General features: G+C 64.9%; 24 protein-coding genes and 2 rRNA genes (1 of these 26 running past the window's edge). 16 read left to right on the forward strand and 10 right to left on the reverse strand.

Annotated features, from left to right (window positions below; genetic code table 11):
- From F466_RS0104260 to F466_RS0104270, 3 genes are all read left to right on the forward strand, one after another.
- Positions 1-2438: ribosomal RNA gene (locus tag F466_RS0104260) — 23S ribosomal RNA — on the forward strand; it begins 442 nt to the left of the window's first position.
- A 119-nt stretch (positions 2439-2557) separates the two neighbouring features.
- A 5S ribosomal RNA gene (rrf, locus tag F466_RS0104265) occupies positions 2558-2673 on the forward strand.
- 112 nt (positions 2674-2785) lie between these two features.
- Complete coding sequence (locus F466_RS0104270; RefSeq protein ID WP_018175380.1) at positions 2786-2998, forward strand: hypothetical protein; 213 nt, start codon at positions 2786-2788, stop codon at positions 2996-2998.
- A 44-nt stretch (positions 2999-3042) separates the two neighbouring features.
- Here F466_RS0104270 and F466_RS0104275 read toward each other — a convergent pair whose 3' ends face one another.
- From F466_RS0104275 to dapA, 3 genes are all read right to left on the reverse strand, one after another.
- Positions 3043-3759, reverse strand: coding sequence for an MBL fold metallo-hydrolase (locus tag F466_RS0104275; RefSeq protein WP_018137827.1), 717 nt, complete (start codon positions 3757-3759; stop codon positions 3043-3045).
- A 181-nt stretch (positions 3760-3940) separates the two neighbouring features.
- The gene (bamC, locus tag F466_RS0104280; protein ID WP_038038411.1) at positions 3941-5107 is read right to left on the reverse strand and encodes an outer membrane protein assembly factor BamC; all 1167 of its coding nucleotides are present in this window, start codon (positions 5105-5107) and stop codon (positions 3941-3943) included.
- Positions 5108-5115: 8 nt separating this feature from the next.
- Positions 5116-5994, reverse strand: coding sequence for a 4-hydroxy-tetrahydrodipicolinate synthase (gene dapA, locus F466_RS0104285; RefSeq protein WP_018993529.1), 879 nt, complete (start codon positions 5992-5994; stop codon positions 5116-5118).
- Positions 5995-6212: 218 nt separating this feature from the next.
- On the opposite strand from dapA, the gene F466_RS0104290 reads away from it, so the two are divergent.
- The 3 genes from F466_RS0104290 to F466_RS0104300 all read left to right on the forward strand — a co-directional run bounded on the left by F466_RS0104290 (position 6213) and on the right by F466_RS0104300 (position 8793).
- A complete protein-coding gene (locus tag F466_RS0104290; RefSeq protein WP_012981824.1) occupies positions 6213-6767 on the forward strand; it encodes a glycine cleavage system protein R in 555 nt (184 codons plus the stop codon).
- A gap of 48 nt (positions 6768-6815) precedes the next feature.
- Positions 6816-7292, forward strand: coding sequence for a peroxiredoxin (locus F466_RS0104295; protein WP_018137824.1), 477 nt, complete (start codon positions 6816-6818; stop codon positions 7290-7292).
- 82 nt (positions 7293-7374) lie between these two features.
- Complete coding sequence (locus F466_RS0104300; RefSeq protein ID WP_018137823.1) at positions 7375-8793, forward strand: PhoH family protein; 1419 nt, start codon at positions 7375-7377, stop codon at positions 8791-8793.
- A 209-nt stretch (positions 8794-9002) separates the two neighbouring features.
- Here F466_RS0104300 and queD read toward each other — a convergent pair whose 3' ends face one another.
- The 4 genes from queD to F466_RS0104320 are packed head-to-tail and all read right to left on the reverse strand — an operon-like array spanning position 9003 to position 12519.
- On the reverse strand, positions 9003-9386 hold the full coding sequence (gene queD / locus F466_RS0104305) for a 6-carboxytetrahydropterin synthase QueD (RefSeq protein ID WP_018137821.1): 384 nt from the start codon (positions 9384-9386) through the stop codon (positions 9003-9005).
- A gap of 43 nt (positions 9387-9429) precedes the next feature.
- A complete protein-coding gene (dxs, locus tag F466_RS0104310; protein WP_018175386.1) occupies positions 9430-11331 on the reverse strand; it encodes a 1-deoxy-D-xylulose-5-phosphate synthase in 1902 nt (633 codons plus the stop codon).
- A gap of 12 nt (positions 11332-11343) precedes the next feature.
- Positions 11344-12237, reverse strand: coding sequence for a (2E,6E)-farnesyl diphosphate synthase (ispA, locus tag F466_RS0104315; RefSeq protein ID WP_018137819.1), 894 nt, complete (start codon positions 12235-12237; stop codon positions 11344-11346).
- A 9-nt stretch (positions 12238-12246) separates the two neighbouring features.
- Positions 12247-12519, reverse strand: a complete 273-nt coding sequence (locus tag F466_RS0104320) for an exodeoxyribonuclease VII small subunit (protein ID WP_018175387.1) — start codon at positions 12517-12519, stop codon at positions 12247-12249.
- A 262-nt stretch (positions 12520-12781) separates the two neighbouring features.
- Here F466_RS0104320 and F466_RS0104325 point away from each other — a divergent pair, with 262 nt between their 5' ends.
- The 4 genes from F466_RS0104325 to F466_RS0104340 all read left to right on the forward strand — a co-directional run bounded on the left by F466_RS0104325 (position 12782) and on the right by F466_RS0104340 (position 15723).
- Entirely contained in the window at positions 12782-13201 is a 420-nt protein-coding gene (locus F466_RS0104325; RefSeq protein ID WP_018137817.1) for a rubrerythrin family protein, read from the forward strand.
- 156 nt (positions 13202-13357) lie between these two features.
- Positions 13358-14710: a heterodisulfide reductase-related iron-sulfur binding cluster gene (locus F466_RS0104330; RefSeq protein WP_018137816.1), complete on the forward strand. Its 1353-nt coding sequence runs from the start codon at positions 13358-13360 to the stop codon at positions 14708-14710.
- A 64-nt stretch (positions 14711-14774) separates the two neighbouring features.
- Complete coding sequence (locus F466_RS0104335; protein ID WP_018175389.1) at positions 14775-15077, forward strand: encapsulin-associated ferritin-like protein; 303 nt, start codon at positions 14775-14777, stop codon at positions 15075-15077.
- Positions 15078-15117: 40 nt separating this feature from the next.
- Complete coding sequence (locus tag F466_RS0104340) at positions 15118-15723, forward strand: DUF3501 family protein (protein ID WP_018993530.1); 606 nt, start codon at positions 15118-15120, stop codon at positions 15721-15723.
- Between the two features lie 904 nt (positions 15724-16627).
- Here F466_RS0104340 and radA read toward each other — a convergent pair.
- The 3 genes from radA to F466_RS0104355 form a co-directional block, all read right to left on the reverse strand.
- Positions 16628-17974 carry a DNA repair protein RadA gene (gene radA / locus F466_RS0104345; protein WP_018993531.1) on the reverse strand — a complete coding sequence of 449 codons (1347 nt, stop codon included), beginning with the start codon at positions 17972-17974 and terminating at the stop codon, positions 16628-16630.
- Positions 17974-19260 carry an HlyC/CorC family transporter gene (locus F466_RS0104350; RefSeq protein WP_018174576.1) on the reverse strand — a complete coding sequence of 429 codons (1287 nt, stop codon included), beginning with the start codon at positions 19258-19260 and terminating at the stop codon, positions 17974-17976. Before F466_RS0104350 ends, radA begins: the two co-directional genes overlap by 1 nt.
- A gap of 105 nt (positions 19261-19365) precedes the next feature.
- Positions 19366-20166 (reverse strand): inner membrane protein YpjD, encoded by an 801-nt coding sequence (locus F466_RS0104355; RefSeq protein ID WP_018137645.1) that lies wholly within the window; start codon positions 20164-20166, stop codon positions 19366-19368.
- Between the two features lie 156 nt (positions 20167-20322).
- On the opposite strand from F466_RS0104355, the gene ffh reads away from it, so the two are divergent.
- From ffh to F466_RS0104385, 6 genes are all read left to right on the forward strand, one after another.
- Complete coding sequence (gene ffh, locus F466_RS0104360; protein ID WP_018137644.1) at positions 20323-21711, forward strand: signal recognition particle protein; 1389 nt, start codon at positions 20323-20325, stop codon at positions 21709-21711.
- A 103-nt stretch (positions 21712-21814) separates the two neighbouring features.
- Positions 21815-22072: a 30S ribosomal protein S16 gene (rpsP, locus tag F466_RS0104365; protein ID WP_012981840.1), complete on the forward strand. Its 258-nt coding sequence runs from the start codon at positions 21815-21817 to the stop codon at positions 22070-22072.
- Positions 22073-22116: 44 nt separating this feature from the next.
- Complete coding sequence (gene rimM / locus F466_RS0104370) at positions 22117-22629, forward strand: ribosome maturation factor RimM (RefSeq protein ID WP_018993532.1); 513 nt, start codon at positions 22117-22119, stop codon at positions 22627-22629.
- An 8-nt stretch (positions 22630-22637) separates the two neighbouring features.
- The gene (gene trmD / locus F466_RS0104375; protein ID WP_018137642.1) at positions 22638-23405 is read left to right on the forward strand and encodes a tRNA (guanosine(37)-N1)-methyltransferase TrmD; all 768 of its coding nucleotides are present in this window, start codon (positions 22638-22640) and stop codon (positions 23403-23405) included.
- 9 nt (positions 23406-23414) lie between these two features.
- Positions 23415-23780, forward strand: coding sequence for a 50S ribosomal protein L19 (rplS, locus tag F466_RS0104380; protein ID WP_018137641.1), 366 nt, complete (start codon positions 23415-23417; stop codon positions 23778-23780).
- Positions 23780-24355 carry a methylated-DNA--[protein]-cysteine S-methyltransferase gene (locus F466_RS0104385; RefSeq protein WP_018993533.1) on the forward strand — a complete coding sequence of 192 codons (576 nt, stop codon included), beginning with the start codon at positions 23780-23782 and terminating at the stop codon, positions 24353-24355. The genes rplS and F466_RS0104385 overlap by 1 nt, the downstream gene beginning before the upstream one ends.
- Positions 24356-24468: the final 113 nt, after the last annotated feature.

Consider the following 24468-nt stretch of genomic DNA (forward strand, 5'->3'; position numbering starts at 1 on the left):
ACCAGTACCGTGAGGGAAAGGCGAAAAGAACCCCGGAGAGGGGAGTGAAATAGAACCTGAAACCGTGTGCGTACAAGCAGTGGGAGCCCCTTCGGGGGTGACCGCGTACCTTTTGTATAATGGGTCAGCGACTTACTTTCAGTGGCAAGGTTAACCGTCCAGGGGAGCCGTAGGGAAACCGAGTCTTAATAGGGCGATCAGTCGCTGGAAGTAGACCCGAAACCGGGCGATCTATCCATGGCCAGGGTGAAGGTGGGGTAACACCTACTGGAGGCCCGAACCCACTAATGTTGAAAAATTAGGGGATGAGCTGTGGATCGGAGTGAAAGGCTAATCAAGCTCGGAGATAGCTGGTTCTCCTCGAAAGCTATTTAGGTAGCGCCTCATGTATCACTCCCGGGGGTAGAGCACTGTTATGGCTAGGGGGTCATCCCGACTTACCAAACCATTGCAAACTCCGAATACCGGGAAGTGCGAGCATGGGAGACACACGGCGGGTGCTAACGTCCGTCGTGGAAAGGGAAACAACCCAGACCGCCAGCTAAGGTCCCAAAATCATGGCTCAGTGGGAAACGATGTGGGAAGGCAGAGACAGCCAGGAGGTTGGCTTAGAAGCAGCCATCCTTTAAAGAAAGCGTAATAGCTCACTGGTCGAGTCGGCCTGCGCGGAAGATTTAACGGGGCTTAAGCCATGTACCGAAGCTGCGGACTTGCTTTGCAAGTGGTAGAGGAGCGTTCTGTACGCCTGTGAAGGTGTGTCGAGAGGCATGCTGGAGGTATCAGAAGTGCGAATGCTGACATGAGTAACGATAAGATGGGTGAAAAACCCATCCGCCGAAAGCCCAAGGTTTCCTGCGCAACGTTAATCGGCGCAGGGTTAGTCGGCCCCTAAGGCGAGGCAGAAATGCGTAGTCGATGGGAAACAGGTTAATATTCCTGTACCTCGCGTTAATGCGATGGGGGGACGGAGAAGGCTAGGTCATCCGGCTGTTGGTGTCCGGTTTAAGTATGTAGGGAGTGTCCTTAGGCAAATCCGGGGACACAATCCTGAGATACGATGACGAGCTCCTACGGGAGCGAAGTGACTAATGCCCTGCTTCCAGGAAAATCCTCTAAGCTTCAGTTAACGCGGGACCGTACCCCAAACCGACACAGGTGGGCAGGGTGAGAATCCCAAGGCGCTTGAGAGAACTCGGGTGAAGGAACTAGGCAAAATGGTACCGTAACTTCGGGAGAAGGTACGCCTTGGCCGGTGATGGGACTTGCTCCCTGAGCTGGTCGAGGTCGCAGAGACCAGGCCGCTGCGACTGTTTATTAAAAACACAGCACTCTGCAAACTCGAAAGAGGACGTATAGGGTGTGACGCCTGCCCGGTGCCGGAAGGTTAATTGATGGGGTTAGCTTCGGCGAAGCCCTTGATCGAAGCCCCGGTAAACGGCGGCCGTAACTATAACGGTCCTAAGGTAGCGAAATTCCTTGTCGGGTAAGTTCCGACCTGCACGAATGGCGTAACGATGGCGGCGCTGTCTCCACCCGAGACTCAGTGAAATTGAAATCGCAGTGAAGATGCTGTGTACCCGCGGCTAGACGGAAAGACCCCGTGAACCTTTACTACAGCTTCACACTGAACTTTGAACTTGTTTGTGTAGGATAGGTGGGAGGCTTTGAAGCTGGGACGCCAGTCTCAGTGGAGCCAACCTTGAAATACCACCCTGGCAATTTTGAAGTTCTAACCCAGGCCTGTTATCCAGGTCGGGGACCGTGTGTGGTGGGTAGTTTGACTGGGGCGGTCTCCTCCCAAAGAGTAACGGAGGAGTGCGAAGGTACCCTCAGCGCGGTCGGAAATCGCGCGACGAGTGCAAAGGCATAAGGGTGCTTAACTGCGAGACAGACACGTCGAGCAGGTGCGAAAGCAGGTCTTAGTGATCCGGTGGTTCTGTATGGAAGGGCCATCGCTCAACGGATAAAAGGTACTCCGGGGATAACAGGCTGATACTGCCCAAGAGTCCATATCGACGGCAGTGTTTGGCACCTCGATGTCGGCTCATCACATCCTGGGGCTGAAGCAGGTCCCAAGGGTATGGCTGTTCGCCATTTAAAGTGGTACGCGAGCTGGGTTTAGAACGTCGTGAGACAGTTCGGTCCCTATCTGCCGTGGGCGTCGGAGATTTGACAGGATCTGTCCTTAGTACGAGAGGACCGGGATGGACGCACCTCTGGTGTTCCGGTTGTCACGCCAGTGGCATTGCCGGGTAGCTATGTGCGGAAGGGATAACCGCTGAAAGCATCTAAGCGGGAAACCCACCTGAAGATTAGATCTCCCTGGACCCTCGAGGTCCCTAAAGGGCCGTTGAAGACTACAACGTTGATAGGCTGGGTGTGGAAGCGCGGTAACGCGTGCAGCTAACCAGTACTAATTGCCCGTGCGGCTTGACCATATAACACCCAAGGTGTTGATGGTTGGTCTCGTCTGACACATCACTGTTGTACACATCACCTAGAATGCATTCCGAATTCAGATGACGCAGCGCACGCGCTGGGTGATCTGGCCAGTTTGTCTGGCGGCAATAGCGAGTAGGAACCACCCGATCCCATCCCGAACTCGGAAGTGAAACTGCTCTGCGCCGATGGTAGTGTGGGGCCTCCCCATGTGAGAGTAGGTCACCGCCAGGCATTAATCCGAAGCCCGGTTCCCAATTATGGGGGCCGGGCTTTTTTTATGGCTGACACGGCAGGCATGATGCTGAGGTGCGTTGTGCGCGGCGACTAGAGACGGTTTTAAGAGATGGCTCGAGGCAAGAAGCGGACAGATGGTGGTTTGGTGACGGTCGGGTTGGTGCTGATCGGGATCGGAGCCTACGCGGTTCTCGGAGGCGAGGTGGCGTTTACTCCGATTGCGCCCCGTGAAGGATCAGGGTTTGGCGGGCCGGTCGCGACCATTATCGGGCTCGCCTTCATCGCGGGTGGGGTGTATTTCCTGCGGGAGTCGCGCCGTTAGCAATTGGACTGCATTGACGTGCTCCGATAGCGAACAAGTGCTCTTCAGCGGATGCAGCGCCAGTCGAACCCGTGGTCCTGGGAAGCGATCGCGATCTCGTCGCGACTGGCGCCGACCCCCTCGCACAGGGCCTGTTCAGCCAGTTCGGGGCGGTTGTTGTCGCTCGAAAGGTGCATGCCGATCAGGTGTTCCAGTTGGGATGTGTCGGCGCGTTGAAGAAGGCGGGTCGCGTCGCGGTTGGGCAAATGTCCGTACCCGTCAGCAATGCGTCGCTTGAGCTTGGGAGGGTAACGTCCGGACGCGAGCATCTCCGGGCAGTGGTTGCATTCAAGAAGGAGGCCGTGGGCGCCGGAGGCCGTCTCGATCATGTGGGGCGAGATGTGGCCGGCATCGGTCATCAGGACGAGGCGCGACGCGCCGTCGGAAAAGGCGAACTGGGTCGGTTCGCGGGCGTCATGCGGGACTGTATAGGGGATGACCAGGGCGTCGTCCAGCTCGACTGGGAGGTCCGGCTGGATCTCTTCGAGGTGTGCAAATGCGCTGTCGCGTGCCGCCAGTCGGGTCCCGACTGAGGCGTAGACGCGCAGGCCATAACGGCGCGAGAGGGCCGGCGCGGACCCCAGGTGGTCGCCGTGTTCGTGGGTCACGAACACCCCATCGAGATCGGTGGCCGCGAGCCCCTGACGTGCGAGGCGCCGCTCGATCTCCTGTACGGAAAATCCGCAGTCCACCAGCAGGCGGGTCGAGCCGATCTCGACCACGAGCGCGTTGCCGCCACTCCCGCTGCCAAGTGAACAAAATCGGATCACGCACTGCTCCGAAGGTGAATGCAGGGTAGACGTGTGGACCACCCGGGCACGCTGTCAGGCCTAAGCGCCAAGGGGGAGCAGGTTGCTTCGCCCCGGCGCTTCTTCGCTGGAGTGGCCCCGGGCTCCGGGTGGCTTACCGCTGCATCTGAGTCTGAATCCGCTCCAGCACGAACTCGGCGTCGCGATCGCTCAGGCGGTCGCCTTCAATGTCGCGAGCCTCGATCAAGAGGTCGCCATCGCCCCGATCCTCCAACCGGACCTGGTAGCGCTCGTTTTCCCTGCGATCTCCACCGCGACCGAAGATGCGGCCGAAGAAACCGGGCTCGTCGCGGTCGCCGGTCATGTCGGGACGGTAGGTGACCTCGTAGATGCCGGCCTGGCGGTCCTGTTCATCCACCAGCAATCCGGCGCGGTCCAGGAAGGTGCCAAGTTGGCGCCAGACCCGTTCATATTCACCGCCCAGGAGCAGGGCGGGCGAACCATCATGCTCCGTCATCTGCAGTTCGGTCGGGCGGTCGACGAGGGTCTCGGCAACACGTGCGCCCCCTTCACCCGGATCGCCGGTGGTGAGGTAAACGAGCAGCCGGTTCAACATCTCGGCTTCGAGCTCCGGGTCCGACGGGCGCATGGCCCAGCGCCAGGACTGGCCCTCGGCCTGCTCTTCGGCACCTCGATGGGTGATGTAGATTTCCGACTGTCCGTTCACGCGCTCGACGCGCATCCGGTACTGGTCGCGGGTGTTGGCGTCGTATACGTTGCCAAGGGCGCGGGCGAAGATGTTCTGCGTGCCGCGCAGCGGGATGCCGGCTCGGTCTTCGGCCCACTCGGTCTGCATCACGCCCACTTGGGGTTCGTTGCGTTCCAGGCGGAGGTTCTGGCTGTCCCAGAAGGCGACCAGTCGATCCCAGATCTCGCCGGGATCGCCGTCGACCTGGAGCCAGCGCGTGCCTCCGTCGCGCATGAGCTGCACCTCGGCGGACTCCGGGAGTACCTGGGCGGTGCGGGTCGGGGCGCCGGGCTGGGCCTGCGCGGGTTGTTGCTGGCGCTGGGCGGTGTCCTGCTGCATGTCGCGGGCACTGATGCGGCCGCCCGGGTCATCGGGCAGGCGGTAGGCCCGCTCGGTGTCTGGCGCGATCAGATCCGGCGGGACTTCGAGGTCCTCCATCTGCCGGCTCATTTCGTATTCCGGGCCGGACTGGCGATCACCACCCCAGCCTCCGCAACCAGCGACGGCGAGACCCGTGGCGATCGCGAGGGTGGCGCGCGTGGCGGAGTGATAGGGCTTGAAAGGCAATTTCATGATCGGACTCAGACCTCAATGCCGGCTTGGCGCATCGCGTCCAGTACCGGTGCATGGAACGGTTCGGAAAGGGGTGTCAGGGGCAGGCGAATACCTTCCTCTATCATCCCCATGCGCTGCAAGGCCCATTTTACGGGGATGGGATTGGCTTCGAGGAACAAGGCCGAATGCAGACCATCCAGCTGGCGATTGATTTCGCGGGCTTCGTCCGCGCGTCCCTCGCGCACGGCGCGGCACATGCGGGCCATTAGCGCCGGGGCGACGTTCGCGGTCACCGAGATGACCCCTTGTCCCCCGGCCAGCAAAAAGGCCAGCCCATTCGCATCTTCGCCACTGAACAGGTCGAAGCGGCCGCCCACGCGCTGGACAAGCTCGGCGGTGCGCTCGTTATTGCCCGTGGCCTCCTTGAGGCCGACGATGTTCGGGATTTCGGCCAGGCGTTCGACTGTCTCGGGGAGCATGTCGACGGCCGTGCGCCCCGGAACGTTATAGAGGATCTGCGGGATATCGACGGCCTCGGCGATGGCCTTGTGGTGCAGATACAGGCCCTCCTGCGTGGGCTTGTTGTAGTACGGGGATACCAGCAGGCAGGCATCGGCGCCGGCTTCGCGGGCACAGCGCGTGAGCGCGATCGCCTCGCGCGTGGAGTTTGCGCCGGTGCCGGCGATCACCGGCAGACGCCCGCCCACGGTCTTGACCGTATGGGCAATCGCTTCACAGTGTTCGTCGAAATCGAGGGTGGCGGATTCGCCGGTAGTACCGACCGCTACGATGGCGTCGGTTCCGGCCTCGATGTGGAATTCGAGGAGCCGATCAAGCGCCGGCCAGTCGAGACTGCCGTCCGCGTGCATCGGGGTCGCCAGTGCGACCATGCTGCCTTGAAACATCGACTCCTCCAGCGACGGTAATGGTGCAGTCTAACGGGCGCGCGACAAGGCGTTCAAGAAGCCGTGCGCAGACCCCGTCTGGATGGCGCCCGGACCGTTGGCGCCACCCAGGCGAGGTGGTATGTTCCCAGCCATCATGCCAGTGGATGCATCCAACCCGTCCAGCATTGCCTCAGGCCAGTGGCCGCCCGGCTGCGCTCTGCGCTCCAGGGGCCGGCATGGCTGAGGTCGTCGGGGCCGGCTCGCACACCCATCTGATCCTGAATCTGATCGGACCCGACCAGCCTGGCCTGGTGGCCGGCGTAACGCGTGTCATCGTCGATACAGGCTGCAACCTGGAGTCCAGCCGCATTACGACCCTGGACGGCTATTGCTGCATGGCGCTGAGCGCCAGCGGCAACTGGAAGACCCTCGCCACGCTGGAATCCCGCCTGGAACGGCTGGAGGCCGAGCTGGATCTCGCGATCACCGTGCGCCGTGGGCCGCTGGATGAATCCAGCCAGCCCGCGATGGCCTATGCGGTGGACGTGGTCGCGCTGGACGCCCCGGGGCTGGTCAATGCCCTGGCCGATTTCTTCACCAGCCGTGGTGTGAACCTGCGTGACGTACAGACGCGCGTCTACACCGCTCAGCACACGGGCGCGCGCATGTTCGCCGCCAACATGGTGGTGGACATCCCGGCGGGACAGCACCTGGCCAGCCTGCGCGGCGAATTCATGGATTTTTGCGACGAACTGAACCTGGACGGCGTGCTGGATCCGATCAAGGCCTGATTCCGATCCGGCGCCGTCCGGCCCCACCACGACACGGAGTGACACCTAATGACGATCGCCATTGACCAGACCGTTCCCGAAGACCTTCGCGTGCCCGCCACCGGCGAGCAGACCCTGGGCCCGGGTGATTTTCGCGGCAAGATCGTGGTGCTCTATTTCTACCCGAAGGACAGCACGCCGGGCTGCACCAACGAGAGCCGCGACTTTGCGGCCAACAAGGCCGCGTTCGACGCCACCGGCGCGGTCATCCTCGGGGTCTCGCGCGACAGCGTGAAGAGCCACGAGAACTTCCGCGCCAAGCAGGAGCTGCCGTTCGACCTGCTGAGCGACGCCGACGAGCAGTTGTGCGAGGCGTTCGACGTGATCAAGATGAAGAACATGTACGGCAAGCAGGTGCGCGGCATCGAGCGCTCCACCTTCTTGATCGACGAGCAGGGTGTGCTGCGCCGGGAATGGCGCAAGGTCAAAGTGCCGGGGCATGTGGACGAGGTCCTGGCCGCGGTACGCGAGATGGCCGGCCAGTGAGGCGCCCCGCGAATCCTTCGAGAGTACTGGCAGTAGACGTTCGCCCCATTTGTTTTCGACTCACCCCGGCCGCGGAGGCGCCATGAGCGAAACACCGGAGGACCCGAAACGCCTGTTTGTCCTGGACACCAATGTCCTGATGCATGACCCCACTGCGCTGTTCCGCTTCAAGGAACACGACATCTTCCTGCCCATGGTCGTGCTCGAGGAACTCGACCGTGGCAAGAAGGGGGTCTCCGAGGTCGCGCGCAACGTGCGCCAGGTCTCGCGCTTTATCGACGAATTGATGAGTGGCGCGACCCACGAGCAGATTGCCGCCGGGTTACCGCTACAGGCCGAATCGCTCAGCGAGTCTACGCTTGCACCCTCCGGGCGGCTGTTTTTTCAGACCCGCAATCTGACCTCGCGCCTGCCGGACTCGCTGCCCGGCTCGACCCCGGACAACGACATCCTGGCCACCGCCCAGGCACTCAAGACGGAGTGGTCGGACCTCCCGGTCACCCTGGTCTCCAAGGACATCAATCTGCGCATCAAGGCGGCGGTGATCGGCCTGCACGCGGAGGACTACTACAACGACCAGGTCCTGGACGACGTCAGCCTGCTGTTCTCCGGCATGACCGAACTGCCGGCGGATTTCTGGGAGACCCACGGGACCAAGATGGATTCCTGGCAGGAGTCCGGCCGGACCTACTACCGGGTCACCGGGCCCCTGGTCAGCGAGTGGCAGCCCAACCAGTTCGTCTACCGCGAGGGGGAGAATCCGTTGTCCGCGATCGTGCTGGAGATCGACCAGCCGAACGAGTCCGCAGTGATCGAGCTGGTGGACGACTATATGACCCCGCGCCACAGCGTCTGGGGCATCAATGCCCGCAATCGCGAGCAGAACTACGCCCTGAACCTGTTGATGGACCCGGAGGTGGATTTCGTCTCCCTGCTGGGGGCTGCCGGTACCGGCAAGACCCTGCTGGCGCTGGCCGCGGGGCTTGCGCAGACGCTGGAGGACAACACCTACAAGGAGATCATCATGACCCGGGTCACGGTCCCGGTGGGCGAGGACATCGGCTTCCTGCCCGGGACCGAGGAAGAGAAGATGACCCCGTGGATGGGCGCGTTGATGGACAACCTCGAGGTCCTGGCCAAGTCCGAAGGTGCGGGCGACTGGGGCCGGGCAGCCACGAACGACGTGCTGACCAGCCGCATCAAGATCCGCTCGCTGAACTTTATGCGCGGGCGGACCTTCCTCAGCCGCTACATCATCCTGGACGAGGCGCAGAACCTGACCTCCAAGCAGATGAAGACCCTGGTTACCCGCGCGGGGCCCGGCACCAAGGTGGTGGCGCTGGGCAACATCGCACAGATCGACACCCCGTACCTGACCGAGACCTCGTCCGGCCTGACCTACGTGGTGGACCGCTTCCGCAACTGGACCCACAGCGGGCACATCACACTGACCCGCGGCGAGCGCTCGCGGCTGGCGGACTACGCCTCGAATCACCTGTAGACGGCGGGTAAGGTACGCCTGGGGGCGGCAACGGAGCGGGAAACGGGCACCGTCATTGCGAGGCCCCGCAGGGGCCGCGGCAACCTCCGGAAGCTGGTGGTGAGCCAGCTATGGAAGCAGATGGTTCCGGACGGAGTTCGCCACGTCGCTTCGCTCCTCGCGATGACGGTGCTTGTGGCGGGGCGTGGGGGTGGTGAAGCGAGGGAGGCTTAGCCGTCCTCGCTGTAGCGTACGCAGGCGCGGTCGGTCTCCCACAGGGTCAGCGCGTGCATGCGCAGGCCCGGGCGGTTCAGGCGCTCCGCCATCTGGCGGAAGAACCACTGTGCGATGTGCTCGGCGGTCGGGTTGACCGTGTCGAACGGCGGGACGTCGTTCAGATAGCGGTGGTCCAGCTGCCCGGCGATCTCGCGCGCGGCGGTCTTGACCACCTTGAAGTCCACTGCCATGCCGGCGTCGTCCAGGGTCTCGGCCTGAACCTCGGCCTCTACCTTCCAGTTGTGACCGTGCATGTTCGCGCACTGCCCCGGGTAGTCGCGCAGGGTATGCGCGGAGGCGAAGTCGGTCAGGACGCGGAGGGTGTAACGGGCGCTCATGGGTCGATTCCGGCAGGCGACGCTGGTGGTCGCGGGGTAAAAATCAGCCCGCGAAGCCTATCCGGCCGCCGGCGTCCGCGCAATTCTCCTGCCCGCAGGCGTGGCGAATCGCGGCCAGCACGCCCTCGGTGTCGAGGCCGCAGTCGGCCAGGATCTGTTCGCGCGAGCCATGTTCGGTGAAAACGTCCGGGATGCCCAGTACCTGGCAGGGCAGGGTCAGGCCCTCGGCGGAGAGCCATTCCAGCACCGCGCTGCCGGCGCCACCGGCGCGGGCATGATCCTCGAGCGTCACGAAGCCTTCATGGCGGGCGGCCAGCCGCGCCAGCAGTTCGGTGTCGAGCGGCTTGATGAAACGCATGTTCACCACGGTGGCGTCCAGCGCCTCGCCCGCGGCCAGGGCGGTCTCCAGCAGCGCGCCGAAGCTGAGGATCGCCAGGCCTCGGCCCTCGCGTACGACCTCGGCGCGTCCGACAGGCAGGGTCTCCAGGTCCTCGCTGCCCCCTTCCGGCAGGACGCCGGGGCCGCCCCCGCGTGGATAGCGCACCGCCGCCGGGCCCTCGTAGGCGTAGCCAGTGGACAGCATCTGGCGGCACTCGTGCTCGTTGGATGGGGCCATCAGCAGCATATTGGGGACGCTGCGCAGCAGCGCGGTATCGAACGTGCCGGCATGCGTCGGGCCATCGGCGCCGACGATCCCCGCGCGGTCCACCGCGAACAGCACCGGGAGGTTCTGCAGGGCGACGTCGTGGATCACCTGGTCCATCGCCCGCTGCAGGAAGGTCGAGTAGATCGCGACCACAGGCTTCTGCCCCTCGCAGGCCATGCCGGCGGCCAGCGTGACCGCGTGCTGCTCGGCGATGCCGACATCGAAGTAGCGCTCGGGGAACTGCTCGGAGAAGGCCACCAGCCCGGAGCCCTCGCGCATCGCCGGGGTGATGCCCAGCAGGCGGTCGTCGGCCGTGGCCTGATCGCACAGCCACTGGCTGAAGATGTCGGTATACGCGGGCGGCTTCGGCCCGGAGGGCGTCAGCCCGTTCTCCGGCTCGAACTTGGAGACCCCGTGGTAGCGGCAGGGGTCCTCTTCGGCCGGGGCATAGCCCTGTCCCTTGCGTGTGACCACATGCAGCAGTTGCGGACCGTGACCGCCGCGCAGGTTCTTCAGGATCGATACCAGGCCGTTCACGTCATGGCCGTCCACCGGCCCGAAGTAGCGAAAGCCCAGTTCCTCGAACAGCGTGCCCGGCACCAGCATGCCCTTCATGTGCTCCTCGGCTCGCTCGGCAAAGGCCTTCATCGGCGGGACGAACTCCAGCATGCGTTTGGAGCCCTCGCGCACCGAGCTGTACAGCCGCCCGGACAGCAGCCGGGTGAAGTACTGGTTCATCGCGCCGACGTTCGGCGAGATCGACATGTCGTTGTCGTTCAGGATGACCAGCAGATTACAGTCGAGATCGCCGATGTGGTTGAGCGCCTCGAAGGCCATGCCGGCGGTCATCGCCCCGTCGCCGATAACCGCCACATGGCGGCGGTCCAGTCCTGCGTGCTTGGCGGCGAGGGCCATGCCGGCGGCGGCACTGATCGAGGTGCTGGAATGCCCGGCCCCGAAGGCGTCGTACTCGCTCTCGGCGCGTTTGGGGAAGCCGGCCAGCCCGCCGTACTGGCGCAGGCTGGCCATCCCGGTGCGCCGGCCGGTCAGGATCTTGTGGGCATAGGCCTGATGCCCTACATCCCAGACGATGCGGTCGTCCGGGGTATTGAACGCGTAGTGCAGCGCGACCGCCAACTCCACGGTGCCCAGGTTCGCGGCCAGATGGCCGCCGGTGCGCGAGACGCTCTCGATCAGAAACTGGCGCAATTCGCCGGCCAGCCCCGGCAGTTCCGAGGCCGGGTGCGCCCGCAGGTCGGCGGGCCATTCGATTGCATCCAGCAGGGGGGTGGGGGTCATGGGCAGGCCGTGTCAGTTCATGCGGTCGACGATGTACCGCGCGAGGAAGCGAAGCAAGTCCGCCTCCTGGCCAAAGGGTTGCAGCTCGTCCAGCGCCTCGTCGACCAGGGCCACTGCGCGTTCGCGCGAGGCCTCCAGGCCCTGCAGCGAGGGGAAGGTCGCCTTGTCCAGGCGGGCATCCGCCCCGCAGGCCTTGCCGAGCACCTCCGGATCACCCTCCACGTCGAGCACGTCATCGCGGATCTGGAACGCCAGGCCAATGCATTCGGCGTAGCGGGTCAGGTGGCCAAGGGTGTCCTCCGAGGCGCCACCGGCGATTGCGCCCAGGCGCACCGACACGCGGATCAGGGCGCCGGTCTTGAGCCGGTGCATGCGCTCCAGTTCCGCCAGATCGATCGGCTTGCCGCAGGCGCCGAGGTCGATGGCCTGGCCGCCGGCCATGCCGTGCAGGCCCGCTGCGTGGGCGAGCTCGGCCAGGGCATTCAGGCCGGCTGTGCCGGGCAGGGTGCGGACGCCGGCGGTCATGATCTCGAAGGCGCGGGCCTGCAACGCATCCCCGGCGAGGATCGCGGTGGCCTCGTCGAAGGCACGGTGGCAGGTGGGCCTGCCACGGCGCAGGTCGTCGTTGTCCATCGCCGGCAGGTCGTCGTGGATCAGCGAGTAGACATGGACCATCTCCACGGCCGCCGCCATCGCATCGAGCGCGTCATCGGGGGCGTTACAGGTGGCCCCGGCCGCGTATACCAGGACTGGGCGCAGGCGCTTGCCACCGGAGAGCGTGGCATAGCGCATGGCCTCGATTAGTCGCGGGTCCGGGGAAGAGTCGGCCGCGAGCCGCTGGTCGAGTACGGTCTCGATACGACGCTGATAGGCCTTCAGCGCCTCGGATGGATCTGGAATGCTCAAGGCCGGGTCCTAGAATGGGACGTCGTCGGGATCGGTCGGGGTGTCCGGTGCGCTCCCGGACGCGGCACCCTCCGCAGAAGGCTCGCTGGCGAGTTTCTCGATGCGTGCCTGGGCGTCGTCCAGCGCCTTCTGACAGCGGCCGACCAGTTCCATGCCGCGCTGGAATTCCTCCAGCGACTGTTCCAGGCCCAGTTCGCCGGACTCCATCCGTGCCACCAGGGCCTCCAGGGCCTCCAGGCTGGCTTCGAACTCGGCGGGGCTGTCGGTGGATGTGTCGGTCATGGTGTCGGATTACGTGTTGGGTTCTTATTGGATCGCGGGGGCTAAAAGGTGAGAAAGTATCCGATCCGCCGCGGCGAGGAAAGAAGCCGGGCGGCCGGGGGCTTGAGTTTCGTGACCGTGCCCCCACGGTCAGCGGGGCAATCGGTTGACATGCGACCGGGTGCTAACTAGAGTTTCGAAGTGTTTTAGACAAAGTCTAAATGCCCGATCCGCACAACGGCCGTACCGGTGTGTGGATCCTAACCAGCAAGAGGAGAGACCCATGGAACTGAAAGGTAGCAAGACCGAAGAAGCCCTCAAGGAGGCCTTTGCCGGCGAATCGATGGCCAACCGTCGTTACCTGTACTTCGCTTCCAAGGCGGACGTGGAAGGCTACAACGACGTCGCGACCGTGTTCCGTTCCACCGCCGAAGGTGAAACCGGCCACGCCCACGGTCACCTCGAGTACCTCGAGAGCTGCGGCGACCCGGCCACCGGCCTGGAATTCGGCCCCACCGCCGCGAACCTGAAGACCGCCGTTGCCGGTGAGACCCACGAGTACACCGACATGTACCCGGGCATGGCCAAGACCGCCCGCGACGAAGGCTTCGACGAAGTCGCCGACTGGTTCGAGACCCTGGCCAAGGCGGAGCGTTCCCACGCCAATCGCTTCCAGAAGGCCCTGGACCAGCTGGACGACTGATTGTCCGGTAGTAACGGAAGCACGCGGGGCCGCTGCGCCGGCCCCGTTTTCCGGGAGGTACGGAACAGCCTGTGAAGGCAGCCCTGCGGCTGCGTTCGCATGTTGTTCCGTGTTTCCCTCGAAGCATCGACACTGATACGGATACCGGAGGGATGCATGTCTGCGCCGACGCACCAACGTGAAGGAAGTCTGGAAGCCCCGACCCGCCATCCGCTGGACTGGAAGAATCCCGAGTTCTACAACGAGGAATCGTTGTTCGCCGAGCTGGAGCGGGTCTACGACATCTGTCATGGCTGCCGGCGCTGCGTCAGCCTCTGCAACTCCTTCCCCACGCTGTTCGACCTGGTCGACGAATCCGAGACCATGGAGGTCGACGGCGTTGATCGGAAGGACTACTGGAAGGTGGTGGATCACTGCTACCTGTGTGATCTGTGCTACCTGACCAAGTGCCCCTACGTGCCCCCGCATGAATGGAACGTCGACTTCCCGCACCTGATGCTGCGTGCCAAGGCCGTGCGTTTCCAGAAAGAGGGAGCGAAGGCCGCGCACAAGTTCATGTCCAGCACCGATACCGTCGGCAAGCTGGCGGGCATCCCGGTGGTTGCCGGCGTAGTCAACGCCGCGAACAAGACCGGCGCGATGCGCAAGGTGCTGGACAAGACTATGGGCGTGCACCCGGATGCCCCGGTCCCTGAATACCACTCGAGCAAGGGTCGCTCGCGCATGGCGAAGGTTGCCAAGGGAGTGAGCAACCCCGAGCCGGCCGGTGCCACCCAGGGCAAGGTAGCGCTCTACGCCACCTGCTACGGCAACTACAACGAGCCGCACCTGGTCGAGGACCTGGTCAAGGTCTTCGAGCACAACGGCATCGAGGTCACCCTGGTCGAGAAGGAGCAATGCTGCGGCATGCCCAAGCTCGAGTTGGGCGACCTGAAGGCCGTCGAGTCCGCGAAGGATGCGAACATCCCGGCGATGAAGCGCATGATCGACCAAGGCTACGACATTGTCGCGCCAGTCCCGTCCTGCGTGCTGATGTACAAGCAGGAACTGCCGCTGATGTTCCCGGACGAGCCCGATGTCGCCGCTGTACGCGATCGTATCTTCGACCCGTTCGAGTACCTGATGGAGCGCCACAAGGAAGGCAAGCTGAACACCGACTTCCCCGAGAAGCTCGGCAAGATCGCCTACCACGCGGCCTGCCACCTGCGGGTGCAGAACATGGGGCTCAAGACTCGCGACCTGCTGAAGCTTGTGCCGGATACCGAGATCGACGTGATCGAACGCTGCTCCGGGCACGACGGTACCTATGGCGTGAAGAGCGAGTTCTACGAGACTGCGGCCAAGATCTGTCGTCCGGTGGTGAACCGGGTGCAGAAGGCCGAGTCCGATCACTACTCGAGTGACTGCCCGATGGCCGGGCACATGATCGAGAACGGACTGCAGGGCAAGGGCGAGGACAAGGCGCCCGAACACCCGCTGACCCTGCTGCGCCAGGCCTACGGGCTGTAGCGCCGGGTATCGGTTACCAGAACACGACGTACGCCCGCCGAGGCGCCGCGGATGGAGACACGAAATGGCCAGTGACAGCTACCACGAACCCGTCGAGGAACTGAGCGACGAGTCGCGCGAGATGCATCGCGCCATCGTCTCGCTGATGGAAGAGCTCGAGGCGGTGGACTGGTATCAGCAGCGCATCGATGCCTGCAAGAACGAGGAACTCAAGGCAATCCTCGCGCACAACCGCGACGAAGAGATCGAACACGCGGCAATGGTGCTGGAGTGGATCCGTCGCCATAACCCGGTGTTCGACCACGAACTGAAAGACAACCTCTGGTCCGACAAGGACTACACGAAGAAGGGACACCACGACCACTGAGGGGTCCCGCGGACCAGTCCGACGTGACGGAGGTATCGAGATGGAGGCAAGTGTGGACAAGCTGAGTCGAAACGACCTGTATTCGCTGGAGAAGTACCACGAGGTGCGGCCCCAGTTTCGCAACGAGGTCATGCAGCACAAGCGCAATCGCGTGGTGCAGGTGGGCCCGGCCGTGACCCTGCACTTCGAGGATCGCAAGACCATGCAGTACCAGATCCAGGAGATGCTGCGGGTCGAAAAGATCTTCGATGCCGAAGGCATCCAGGACGAGCTGGACGCCTACAACCCGCTGATCCCGGACGGTTCCAACTGGAAGGCGACCATGATGGTCGAGTACCCGGACGTGGACGAGCGCAAGGTGCAGCTGTCCAAGCTGATCGGGATCGAGCGCAAGACCTACGTGCAGGTCGAAGGCCACGACAAGGTCTACCCGATCGCGAACGAGGACCTGGATCGGGAGACCGACGACAAGACCTCGTCGGTCCACTTCCTGCGCTTCGAGCTGACCCCGGAGATGGTCTCCGCCGCGAAATCCGGTGCGGCCATTGCCATCGGGGTGGAGCACGAGAACTACAGCCACCGGCTGGACGCCGTCCCCGAGGGTGCGCGCGAATCGCTCGCATCCGACCTCGACGCCGTCAACTGACGCGGCCTTTTTGCCCGCTTCACCAAAGGCGCCTCCGGGCGCCTTTTTCGTTTCCGACTTACGTTGTGGCTGTTCAGGCTGGCCCTGGTTCGGCATCCGGTGTTTACGGTGCCTTCGTCCGGCCGCCAGCCTGCGCTGTCTCGGCAGCGCACCCCGAGGTACTTTCTTGCTTGCCCAAGAAAGTACCCAAAGAAGGGCACCCGGATTCCGCCCGGGGACCTTGCTCCAGGGCCCTCGGGCCGGCGGCGCTGAAACTCGCTGCGCTGTCGCTCCGCTCAGACAGTAGCGCCCCCGTTTCTATTTTGAATCGTCCGTCCCGAGAACCCTTCCGCAAGGGGCTTCATACGGGGGGGATAAGGTCAAGACAACGGCTGTCCTGACGTTCGCGCCAATGGATGGAGGCAAGGTATTCCGACATCCTGGGCACGCGCGGCCTTCGGCCCTGGCGTGCCGCGCCCGCAAGCGGGCGCCAGACCCCATCGTAGGATGTGATGAGCGCAGCGAATCGCATCAGGATTGCCACGGCGTCGGAACGGTGCGTTTCGCTGCGCTCAACGCACCCTACAGCGCGGGGCTTACCGCAGAGGCTGTGTTTTGACCTACCCTCCCGATATGAGCCCCTTGTGGAGGGCGTGACAGGCCGGGAGAAGGCGCTGACTGTCTGAGCGAAGCCAAAGGCGCAGCGAGTTTCAGCGCCGCCGGCCTGGCGCGTCCGGAGCAAGGTTCCCGGGCGAATCCCGGGCGTGTTTCTTGGGTACTTCTTTGCACGAGCAAAGAAGCCCGTTTTTGATCAACAACTGGCGCGGCGCGCTGGCGAGACAGCGCTTGGCAGTATGTGGACCGAAGGCACGTAAACACCGGATGACGAACGGTGCCTTGCCACAAGAGGCGGCGGGGCCGGGCGCTAAAGGGCGTCGAGGACTTCGGAGAGGCGCGAGACCGCGACCACCTCCATGCCCTTGATGGGCTTGCGCGGCGCATTGGCCGCCGGCGCGATCGCCCGCGTGTAGCCGTGCTTGGCGGCCTCGCGCAGGCGCTCCTCGCCGTTCGGCACAGGCCGGATCTCGCCGGCCAGCCCGACCTCGCCAAAGGCCAGCATCTCCTGCGGCAGGGGGCGGTCGCGAAAGCTCGACAGGGCGGCGGCGAGCATGGGCAGGTCGGCCGCGGTCTCGGTTACGCGTACGCCGCCGACCACGTTGATGAACACGTCCTGATCGAACAGCGCGACGCCGCCGTGGCGGTGCAGTACGGCCAGCAGCATGGTCAGGCGGTTCTGCTCCAGCCCCACGGTGATGCGCCGCGGCTGCGGTGCGTGGCTCTCGGAGACCAGGGCCTGCACCTCCACCAGCAGCGGCCGGGTGCCCTCGCGCGTGACCATCACCACGGAGCCGGGCACCGGGCCCTGGTGGCGCGAGAGGAAGATGGCGGAGGGGTTGGAGACGGCCTTGAGCCCGTTCTCCAGCATCGCGAACACGCCCAGCTCGTTGACCGCGCCAAAGCGGTTCTTCACCGCGCGCAGCATGCGGTAGCGCCCGTCCGGGTCGCCCTCGAAATACAGCACCGTGTCGACCATGTGCTCGAGCACGCGCGGTCCGGCCAGCTGGCCGTCCTTGGTCACATGGCCCACCAGGATCACGGTGATCCCGCGCTGCTTGGCCAGGCGCACCAGGGCGGCGGCGCTCTCGCGCACCTGCCCGACCGAGCCGGGGGCGGACTGCAGTGCGGCGGTGTACAGCGTCTGGATGGAGTCGATCACCAGCACGCGCGGGCGTTCGCGCTCGCAGGTGGCGATAACGTTCTCCACCTGCGTCTCGGTCAGCAGGCGCAGCCCGTCGACCTCAAGCCCGAGCCGCCTAGCGCGCATGCTGATCTGCTGGGCGGATTCCTCGCCGGTCACGTAAAGCGTGTCATCGACCGGCAGCATGGCTAGCGTCTGCAGCAGCAGGGTGGACTTGCCGATCCCCGGGTCGCCGCCCAGCAGAACGACGGACCCGTGTACCAGCCCTCCGCCCAGGGCGCGGTCCAGCTCCGACAAGCCGGTGCCGGTGCGCGGGACCTCGCCGGCCTCCACCTCGCCCAGCCGGGTGATGCCAGCGACCTCCCCGGCATAACCGCCGCGCGGTCCGGCCTGGGTAGCCGGCGCGGCCTCCTCCAGGGTGTTCCAGGCGCCGCAATCGCCGCACTGACCCGCCCACTTGGGGCTCACCGCGCCGCATTCCCGGCAGACGTACTGGGTCTTGGCCTTCGCCATCAGGCTTCCTTGTGGTCCGGCGTGGCGGGCAGGTCGGGGGCGACCACGCGCACGGTGCGGATGGTGTTGTTCTTGATTTGCACGATGTCCATGACGACGCCGTTAATGCGCACGCTGACTGGCGCTTCGGGGATGCTCTCGAGGTATTCGACGATCAGGCCGCTCAGGGTCTTGGGACCATCCACCGGGAGCTCCAGGCCCAGCGAGCGGTTGAGCTCGCGCAGGTGGATGCCGCCATCGACCATCGCCGAGCCATCCTCCTGGCGCAGCACGTCGTCGCTCATGGCCGGGGAGTCGGTGGTGAATTCTCCGACGATCTCTTCCAGGAGGTCCTCCAATGTGATCAGACCCTCGATGTCGCCGTACTCGTCCACCACCAGGCCGATCCGTTTTTTCTGTTGCTGGAAGTTAATCAGCTGGCGGTTTAGCGCCGTGCCCTCGGGGATGAAGTAGGGCGGGGTCAGGATCTGGCGCAGGTCTTCGGCGTCAAAGTCATCACGCTCGATCAGTGGGATCACGTCACGCCGGTGCAGGAAGCCGACGATATGATCCAGCTCGCCCTCGACCACTGGCAGGCGGGTGAAGCTGCCGTGCACCAGCTGCTCGACGACCTCGTTCCAGGGCTCGTTCAGGTCCACCACCACGATCTCGTTGCGCGGGATCATGATGTCCTCGACCGTGGTGCGTTCCAGGTCCAGCAGGTTCAGCAGCATGCGCTGGTGGTTTGCCGGGATCAGGGCGCCGGCCTCGGAGACCACACTGCGCAGCTCGTCGGTGTTCAGGGCCGAACGCTGGCCGGGCTTCATGTGCACCCCGAACAGGCGCAGTACGCCGTTGGCCAGCACATTGATCATCCACACCACGGGCCACATCACCTTCAGCAGCCCGCAGTAGATCCAGGCGGCGGGATAGGCGACGCGTTCGCTGTGCAGTGCTGCGAGCGTCTTGGGGGCGGTCTCGGCGAAAATCAGCAGGGTCAGCGTCAGCACCCCGGTGGCGATGGCCACGCCGGTATCGCCGAACAGGCGCCAGCCGATAAAGGTGGCGATCTGGGCGATCAGGATGTTGACGAAGTTGTTGCCGAGCAGGATCAGCCCGATCAGGCGGTCCGGCCGTTCCAGCAGGCGGGCGGCAATCGCGGCGCCACGGTGCCCGGTCTGGGCGCGGTGGCGCATGCGGTAGCGGTTCAGCGCCATCAGCGCCGTTTCCGATCCGGAGAAGAACGCCGACAGCAGGAACAGCACGAGCAGGGCGCCGAACAGGACGGACAGCGGGATCTCTTGCAACGGGATGGCCTGCGGTCAGGTGTGGGCGGGCTGACGGGGCTGCGTAGTCTGAATCATTTCAGGCAAGCGCCGCCGGGCTGTCAAGCCTGTCGGCCGGGAGCACCATCAGACGCGCCCGAGGATGATCTCCAGGACCAGCTTGGAGCCGAAATAGGCCAGAACCAGGGCGACAAACCCGCCCGTGGTCCACGCCAGGGCGCGGGTGCCGCGCCAGCCCAGGCGCCAGCGCCCGACCAGCAGGGTCGAGAAGATCACCCAGGCCAGCAGCGACAGGACGGTCTTGTGGACCAGGTGCTGGGCGAACAGGTCGTCCACAAATACTAAGCCGGAGAGCAGGCTGAGTCCGAGGAACAGCCAGCCGATGAAGATCATGCGGAACAGCCAGACCTCCATCGAGAACAGCGGCGGCAGGTGGCGCACGATCCCGGCCGTGTGATGGTTGTGCAGCGCGCGGTGCTGGGCCGTCATGACCGCGGCCTGGGCGGTGGAGAGTGCCAGGAAGGCCCAGCCCAGCGCCGAGAACAGGATATGCAGGTCGATCCCGGCCGAGGTCGCGTAGGACGTGTCGCCGTCACACAGTACCGCGGTCAGGGTGGCCAGTGCGGTCAGTGGCAGGATCACCACGCCGAGCACGGCTAGTGGGTGGCGTAGCGCGGTCAGCCACAGCAGCCCTGCAACCAGCCACATCGATGCCGACAGGGCGTTGCCCAGGCACAGGTTCAGCCCTGTCTCGGTCGCGACGAGCGGGATCAGGGCCCCGAGGTGCGCGAGCAGGGCCGCCAGCCACAGCATCAGCGGCGCGCGGGGCTGCCCGGCGGCCAGGGGCTGGGTGCGGGAGGCGACGATCAGGTATCCCGTGGTGGCGAGATACAGGGCGACGGCGAGCAGTCCGGCAACGGTGGTCATGGGCGGCGATTATCCCCGCTCCCGAGCCTGAATGCACATTCAGGGCGGCAAACCCGGATCGCGACTGGGGCCGTGCAGGCCGGGTGGCGGGGCCGGTATACTGTGCGGTCTTTCCCGGCATGGGCCGGGCCAGAACGAGCGAGACGAGGACAGACGATGTTCGACGGCCTTTCCAGCCGCCTCCAGGAGACCATGAAGCGCCTGAAAGGCCAGGCGCGGCTCACCGAGGACAATATTCAGGATGCCCTGCGCGAGGTGCGCATGGCACTGCTGGAGGCCGATGTGGCCCTGCCGGTGGTGCGCGAGTTCGTCAAGGACGTCAAGGAAAAGGCGCTGGGCCAGGAGGTCATCGGGAGCCTTACCCCGGGGCAGGCCCTGATCAAGGTCGTGCATGACGAGCTGATCGCGACGATGGGCGGGGAGAACGCCTCGCTGAACCTGGCGGTCCAGCCGCCGGCCGTCGTGCTGGTGGCCGGCCTGCAGGGCGCGGGCAAGACCACCAGTATCGGCAAGCTCGCGCGCCTGTTGCGCGAGCGCGAAAAGAAGAAGGTCGCGGTGGTCAGCTGTGACGTCTATCGGCCGGCGGCGATCCAGCAGTTGGAGACCCTGGCCGGGCAGGTCGAGGTCACGTTCTATCCCAGTGACATCAGCCAGAAGCCCGAGGCGATCGCGAGCGAGGCGGTCACGCGAGCGCGTCGTGACGGCACCGAGGTGCTGCTGGTGGATACCGCCGGGCGGCTGCATGTCGATGAAGACATGATGGCCGAGGTGAAGGCCCTGCATCAGGCGATCGACCCGATCGAGACCCTGTTCGTGGTCGACTCCATGACTGGCCAGGACGCGGCGAACACCGCGCGCGCCTTCGGCGAGGCCTTGCCGCTGACCGGCGTGGTGCTGACCAAGGCTGACGGTGACGCCCGCGGCGGTGCCGCGCTGTCGGTGCGCCAGATCACCGGGGTGCCGATCAAGTTCATCGGTATGGGCGAGCGCCCGGATGCGCTGGAGCCGTTCCATCCCGAGCGTATCGCCTCGCGCATCCTCGGCAAGGGCGATGTCCTGTCCCTGGTTGAGGAGGCCAGCCGCCAGGTCGACCAGGACAAGGCCGCAAAGCTCACGCGCAAGCTGAAGAAGGGGCGCGGTTTCGACCTGAACGACCTGCGCGAGCAACTCGGTCAGATGCAGAAGATGGGCGGGATCAGCTCGATGCTGGAAAAGCTGCCCGGGGGCGGCAAGTTGCCGGACGCGGTGAAGAACCAGGCCAACGACAAGGAGATTGGTCGCATGATGGCCGTGATCTCGTCGATGACCGAGCACGAGCGGCGCCACCCGGACGTTATCAAGGGTTCGCGCAAACGCCGGATCGCCGCCGGATCTGGCACTCAGATTCAGGATGTGAATCGCCTGCTCAAGCAACATGCGCAAATGAGCAAGGCGATGAAGAAATTCTCCAAGGGCGGCGCATCGAAGATGATGCGTGCCCTGGGGGGCAAAATGGGTGGCATGGGTGGAATGGGTGGCCCCGGCGGGGGCATGCCGTTTCGCTAGTTAGCCGCTGTCACGGCCGCCGGCAGCTTGTGCTGGCGGCGGGATTCGTTATAATCGCGCGTTTTCTCGAGAAAACGGACTCAAACGGGGTTCAACAGAACATATGGTTACGATTCGCCTGCTTCGCCGCGGCGCCAAAAAGCGCCCGTTCTACTCGATCGTCGTCACCGATTCGCGTAAGCGTCGGGACAGCGGTTACAAAGAACAGATTGGCTTCTTCAACCCGGTCGCCCGCGGTCAGGAAGAGCCGCTGCGCATTGATCTGGAACGCGTGGACTACTGGCTGGGCCACGGCGCCGGCATGTCCGAGCGCGTGAACCACCTGGTCAAGGGCTACCGCAAGCAGCAAGCCGCGGCCTGAAGCCGTCGGTTCGCTGATTACGCGTAGTAGACCGAACTCCGGTGATGAACGAGGCGGGTGAACGCATCCGCGTCGGACGCGTCTCCGGGGTGTACGGCGTGAAGGGCTGGGTCCGGATCTTTTCCGAGACCGAGCCGCGCGCCGCGATTGCCGACTTCCCCCGGTTGTGGCTGCGTTCCGGCGCCGGCTGGCGGCTGGCGGATGTCGAAGCGGGCCGGGCCCACGGGCACGGCGTCGTGATGAAATTTGCCGAGACCGCGGATCGCGAGGCGGCCTACGGCCTGATGGGCGCCGAGCTGGCGATCGAGCGCGACTGGCTCCCACCCGCCGAGGATGGCGAGTACTACTGGGCCGACCTGCTGGGCATGGAGGTCGAGCACCAGGACGGGACCGCGCTGGGGCGCATCTCGGGATTCATGGAGACCGGTGGCGCCAATGATGTGCTGGTCGTGCGCGGTGATCGCGAACGACTGATCCCCTGGGTGCGGGGCCAGTACATCCTGGATGTGGACCTGGAGGCTCGGCGGTTGCGGGTCGACTGGGATCCGGAATTCTGAGGCGGACGATGCGCTTCGATATCGTCACGCTGTTTCCGGAGCTGGTTACGGCGGTGGGCGAATCCGGGGTGACCGGGCGGGCGGTGCAGCAGGGCCGGCTCGCGCTGGAGACCTGGAACCCGCGTGACTGGGGGGCCGGTTTCCACCAGGCGGTGGATGATCGCCCCTATGGTGGCGGCCCCGGCATGGTCATGCAGTATGCGCCGCTGGCGTCCGCGCTGGAGGCGGCGCGGGCCGACGCGACGGCGCCCCTGCACGTGATCGCCCTGACCCCGCAGGGGCGGCCGATCCGGCAGGCCATGTTGCGAGAGCTGGTCAGGAAGCCGCGGGTGGCGCTGGTGTGCGGCCGCTACGAGGGCATCGACGAGCGCTTTATCGAGGCGCAGGTCGACGAGGAATGGTCGCTGGGCGACTATGTCCTGTCCGGTGGCGAGCTGGGCGCGATGGTGGTGATCGATGCCTGTGCGCGCCTGCTCCCGGGTGTGCTCGGTCATGCGGATTCCGCCGGGCAGGACTCGTTCAGCGAGGGCCTGCTCGACTGCCCGCACTACACGCGGCCAGAGGTGGTGGCAGGGCGTGCGGTACCGCAGGTCCTGCTGGGTGGCGATCATGGTGCCATCCGACGCTGGCGCCGACGCGAGGCGCTGGGGCGAACCTGGGAGCGGCGGCCGGACGTGCTGGCGCGCGAAGAACTCGGGGCCGAGGATCTGGCCCTGTTGGACGAATACCGTGTGGAACGCCGGAAGGGCGGTCCGCACACCGAAAGCGATGATTGAGGTCGAACGATGAACAGCGTGATTCAGCAACTGGAAGCCGAACAGATGAAGTCCGACGTACCGGACTTTGGTCCGGGCGACACCCTGGTGGTGCAGGTGAAGGTGCGCGAAGGCGAGCGTGAGCGCCTGCAGGCCTTCGAGGGTGTGGTGATCGGCAAGCGCAGCCGTGGCCTCAACTCGGCGTTCACCCTGCGCAAGGTCTCCTACGGCAACGGCGTGGAGCGTACCTTCCAGACACACAGTCCGCAGATTGCCGAGATCAAGGTGAAGCGTCGCGGCAAGGTCCGTCGCTCCAAGCTGTACTTCCTGCGGGATCGCACCGGCAAGGCCGCGCGCATCAAGGAAGATATCAAGGCGAACCGGAACGGCGCCTGATGACCGGGGTGGCCGCGCAGCCCCGCTCGCGCCCACCCGGTTTTCCGTTGTCGGCCGAATCGGCCATGCGAAGCCAGCGCTGTCTCCTGCCGGGAGTCGCGCTGGCTTTTGCGTGGCTGGAGTCCGGGCAGGGCGACCTGCTGGCCTGCGGCTGGCAGCGTCCCGACGATCCACCCGACCTGTCCCCACTGCGGGATATCCCGACCGCTGACCGGTCCCCTCCTGCCTTCGACCCTGCAGACTACGCCCGCGATCCGGGGCAGTGGCGGGCGACGCCAGCGGTACCACCGGGGACGGAGCACGCCCGCCGGGTCTGGGCCGCACTTTCGGCCATCCCCGTCGGCGAGGTGCGGACCTACGCGCAAATTGCCTCCCAGGTCGGCTCGGCCCCGCGTGCCGTGGGCCAGGCCTGCCGCGCCAACCCCTGGCCGTTGTTCATCCCCTGTCATCGCGTGGTGTCCGCGCGTCACCGCGGTACGCGCGACATTGGTGGCTACGCGGGTGATCAGGATGGCCCGTTGGCCGAGGTGAAGCGCGCCCTGCTCGTTCACGAAGGCGTGCTTCAGCTCGACTAGCGCTTTTTACTCCTGTCACTGGCAGTGCGCCGGTAGTGCGAGGCGCGGTTTCCTCCCCTTGTTCAAAGGCTTGCCAGGCATTACGCCTGGCCTGGCTCGTGCCGGCAAGCCGA

Origin of the sequence: Thioalkalivibrio sp. ALgr1 (assembly GCF_000378285.1) — a bacterium.
Classification (GTDB): domain Bacteria; phylum Pseudomonadota; class Gammaproteobacteria; order Ectothiorhodospirales; family Ectothiorhodospiraceae; genus Thioalkalivibrio.

Coding starts and splice junctions, on each gene's coding strand:
- F466_RS0104325 (WP_018137817.1), top strand. CDS start 12,782: ATGGAACTGAAAGGTAGCAAGACCGAAGAAGCCCTCAAGGAGGCCTTT.
- F466_RS0104385 (WP_018993533.1), top strand. CDS start 23,780: ATGACCGGGGTGGCCGCGCAGCCCCGCTCGCGCCCACCCGGTTTTCCG.
- F466_RS0104335 (WP_018175389.1), top strand. CDS start 14,775: ATGGCCAGTGACAGCTACCACGAACCCGTCGAGGAACTGAGCGACGAG.
- rimM (WP_018993532.1), top strand. CDS start 22,117: ATGAACGAGGCGGGTGAACGCATCCGCGTCGGACGCGTCTCCGGGGTG.
- rpsP (WP_012981840.1), top strand. CDS start 21,815: ATGGTTACGATTCGCCTGCTTCGCCGCGGCGCCAAAAAGCGCCCGTTC.
- ffh (WP_018137644.1), top strand. CDS start 20,323: ATGTTCGACGGCCTTTCCAGCCGCCTCCAGGAGACCATGAAGCGCCTG.
- F466_RS0104300 (WP_018137823.1), top strand. CDS start 7,375: ATGAGCGAAACACCGGAGGACCCGAAACGCCTGTTTGTCCTGGACACC.
- trmD (WP_018137642.1), top strand. CDS start 22,638: ATGCGCTTCGATATCGTCACGCTGTTTCCGGAGCTGGTTACGGCGGTG.
- F466_RS0104355 (WP_018137645.1), bottom strand. CDS start 20,166: ATGACCACCGTTGCCGGACTGCTCGCCGTCGCCCTGTATCTCGCCACC.
- radA (WP_018993531.1), bottom strand. CDS start 17,974: ATGGCGAAGGCCAAGACCCAGTACGTCTGCCGGGAATGCGGCGCGGTG.
- rplS (WP_018137641.1), top strand. CDS start 23,415: ATGAACAGCGTGATTCAGCAACTGGAAGCCGAACAGATGAAGTCCGAC.
- bamC (WP_038038411.1), bottom strand. CDS start 5,107: ATGAAATTGCCTTTCAAGCCCTATCACTCCGCCACGCGCGCCACCCTC.
- dapA (WP_018993529.1), bottom strand. CDS start 5,994: ATGTTTCAAGGCAGCATGGTCGCACTGGCGACCCCGATGCACGCGGAC.
- F466_RS0104290 (WP_012981824.1), top strand. CDS start 6,213: ATGGCTGAGGTCGTCGGGGCCGGCTCGCACACCCATCTGATCCTGAAT.
- dxs (WP_018175386.1), bottom strand. CDS start 11,331: ATGACCCCCACCCCCCTGCTGGATGCAATCGAATGGCCCGCCGACCTG.
- F466_RS0104340 (WP_018993530.1), top strand. CDS start 15,118: ATGGAGGCAAGTGTGGACAAGCTGAGTCGAAACGACCTGTATTCGCTG.
- F466_RS0104320 (WP_018175387.1), bottom strand. CDS start 12,519: ATGACCGACACATCCACCGACAGCCCCGCCGAGTTCGAAGCCAGCCTG.
- F466_RS0104330 (WP_018137816.1), top strand. CDS start 13,358: ATGTCTGCGCCGACGCACCAACGTGAAGGAAGTCTGGAAGCCCCGACC.
- F466_RS0104295 (WP_018137824.1), top strand. CDS start 6,816: ATGACGATCGCCATTGACCAGACCGTTCCCGAAGACCTTCGCGTGCCC.
- queD (WP_018137821.1), bottom strand. CDS start 9,386: ATGAGCGCCCGTTACACCCTCCGCGTCCTGACCGACTTCGCCTCCGCG.
- F466_RS0104270 (WP_018175380.1), top strand. CDS start 2,786: ATGGCTCGAGGCAAGAAGCGGACAGATGGTGGTTTGGTGACGGTCGGG.